A 2,651-nucleotide genomic window follows, 5' to 3' on the forward strand; every position below is an offset into this window, starting at 1 on the left:
GCGCTCGGCCCCCGGCCGCCGGCCCCGGCCTCCCAGGCCAGGCTGGGCGGCGCCCTGCACAGCAGGTCACGCGACCGGGCCGCCATCAGCCATCACTACGACCTGTCGAACGAGTTCTACGCGCTGCTCCTCGACGAGACGATGGCGTACTCCTGCGGCTACTGGACGAGCGACGAGCCCGGTTACAGCGCCGCCGACGCGCAGCGCGACAAGCTGGAGCTGATCTGCCGCAAGCTCGAACTGCGCCCCGGCGCCCGGCTGCTGGACATCGGCTGCGGCTGGGGCTCGCTCACCCTCTACGCGGCGCAGGAGTACAAGACCCAGGTCACCGCCGTCACCCTCGCCGCCGAACAGGCCGACCACGTGCGGGCCCAGGTGCGCGAGCGCGGCCTTGAAGAGCTGGTCGACGTACAGCTGCGGGACTACCGCGACATCGTCGGCGGCTCGTACGAGGCGGTGTCCACCGTCGAGATGGGCGAGCATGTCGGCGACGCCGAATACCCCGGCTTCACCGCGACCCTGCACCGGATGCTGCGGCCCGGCGGCCGGGTGCTCGTCCAGCAGATGTCCCGGGGCACCACGGCCCCCGGCGGCGGCGCGTTCATCGAGTCCTACATAGCCCCCGACATGCACATGCGCCCGCTCGGCGAGACCGTGTCGCTGCTGGAGGGCGCCGGGCTCGAAGTACGGTCGGTGGAGGCCCTGCGCGAGCACTACATCCGTACGGTCGGTGCCTGGCACCGCACCCTGGAGGAGCGCTGGGCGGAGTTCGCCGCGCTCGTCGGCGCGCAGACCGCGCGGGTCTGGCGGCTGTACCTGGTCGGCGGCGCCCTCGCGTTCGAGGAGCGCCGGATGGGCGTGGACCAGATCCTGGCGGTACGACCGACGGACGACGGGGTGAGCGGGATGGCGGCGACGCCGCGTGACTGGTACCGGCCGGGTGAGCTGCGATGAACGGCTACCCGTGGGGCGCGTTCGGCACGGGCGTCGGGATCTGCGCCGCCACCGCGCTCGCCGTCATGCTCGTGACCTTCGCGATCGGCGCGGCCAAAGGGCTGCACCGCGTGGTCGACATCGCCTGGGGCGCCGGGTTCGCCGCGGTCGCCGTCGTCTCGTACGCCTTGTCGGCGGGCGAGGGCGACGACGTACGACGGCTGCTGGTGACGGTCCTGACCGCGGTGTGGGGGCTGCGGCTCGCCGTCCATATCGCGGCGCGCGGCCACGGCCACGGCGAGGACCCCCGGTATGCGCGGATGCTCGACAAGGCACCCGGCAACCGGAACCTCTACGCGCTGCGGATGATCTACCTGCTCCAGGGCGCGCTGGTGCTGCTGGTCTCGCTGCCCGTCCAGGCCGCGATGTACATCCCTGGCGCTGTGGGACCCGTCGCCTACGTCGGCTGGGCGCTGTGGCTGGTCGGCCTCGTCTTCGAGGCGGTCGGCGACCGGCAGCTGGCCCGTTTCAAGGCGGATCCGGCCAACAAGGGCCGGGTGATGGACCGGGGGCTGTGGAGCTGGACCCGGCATCCCAACTACTTCGGCGACTTCTGCGTCTGGTGGGGGCTGTTCCTGATCGTCTGCGACGACCCGGTGGTCGCGGCGGCGACCGTGGTCAGCCCGCTGGTGATGAGCTACCTGCTGACCAAGGGCAGCGGGAAGCGGCTGCTGGAGCGGCACATGGCGGACCGGCCGGGGTTCGCCGAGTACACCGCCCGCACCAGCGGCTTCCTCCCGCTGCCGCCGCGCAGGTCACGGGAGTCGTAGCGGCCTCACGGCTGCTGACCACGGCCCCGCAGGAACCGGTCGCGGCCCTCACCGAGGTCCACGACCGGTTCGGTCCCTTCGGCGTCCGCGCCGAGCCAGCGCCGTACGTACGCGCCGTCCCGGTCGAAGCGCTTGGCCTGGGTGAGCGGGTTCAGCACCCGGTTGGGACGGGTGTCGGTACCGGTACCCGCCGCCCACTGCCAGTTGAGCTGGTTGTTGGCGAGATCCCCGTCGACCAGCAGGTCCAGGAAGTGCCGGGCGCCGACGCGCCAGTCCACGTACAGCGTCTTGGTGAGGAAGCTCGCGACCAGCAGCCGGCCCCTGTTGTGCATCCATCCCTCGTGCGCCAGCTGCCGCATCGCCGCGTCGACCAGCGGATAGCCGGTACGGCCCGCCCGCCAGGCGGCGATGTCCGCGCTGTCGTCGCGCCAGTGGTCGGCGCGGCCGCGGTAGTCCGACCAGGCGGAGTCGGGACGGGCGGCGAGCACCTGGTGGTGGAAGTCCCGCCAGACGAGCTGCCGTACGAACGCCTCGGCGCCCGGACCGCCCTTGCGGCCGGCCCGGTGCACCAGCTCCACGGCCGACAGACAGCCGAAGTGCAGGAAGGGCGAGAGCCGGGAGGTGGCGTCGCCCGCCAGATCGTCGTGCCGGTCCTCGTACGACTCGATGCCCGCGCGCAGCCAGGCCGCCAGCCGCTCCCTGCCCACCGCCTCACCGCCGTCGGTGAGACCGGGGGACACGCCGGTCACGTCCGCCCGCTTCGGCAGCGGATCGCTGTCGAGCGCGGGGACGCGTACCGCCTTCGGCGCCGGCATCACCGCGCGCAGCCCGGTCGCCTGCCAGCGCCGGAAGTACGGCGTGAACACGGCGAAGTGGTCACGGCCGCCC

Annotated in this window: 3 protein-coding genes; 2 read left to right on the plus strand and 1 reads right to left on the minus strand. The window is 72.7% G+C overall.

Going from position 1 to position 2,651, the window contains the following annotated elements; genetic code table 11:
* Both HY68_RS22010 and HY68_RS22015 read left to right on the plus strand, forming a co-directional pair.
* A partial coding sequence (locus HY68_RS22010) for a cyclopropane-fatty-acyl-phospholipid synthase family protein (protein ID WP_041991437.1) occupies positions 1–954 on the plus strand: 954 nt, incomplete at its 5' end.
* On the plus strand, positions 951–1,763 hold the full coding sequence (locus HY68_RS22015; protein ID WP_041991439.1) for a DUF1295 domain-containing protein: 813 nt from the start codon (positions 951–953) through the stop codon (positions 1,761–1,763). The genes HY68_RS22010 and HY68_RS22015, both read left to right, overlap by 4 nt.
* 5 nt (positions 1,764–1,768) lie before the next feature.
* Here the strand turns inward: HY68_RS22015 and HY68_RS22020 are convergent.
* Positions 1,769–2,651 (minus strand): FAD-binding domain-containing protein (locus HY68_RS22020; protein ID WP_277816766.1); only part of this gene is annotated, 883 nt, incomplete at its 5' end.

Origin of the sequence: Streptomyces sp. AcH 505 (genome assembly GCF_000818175.1) — a bacterium.
GTDB lineage: Bacteria > Actinomycetota > Actinomycetes > Streptomycetales > Streptomycetaceae > Streptomyces.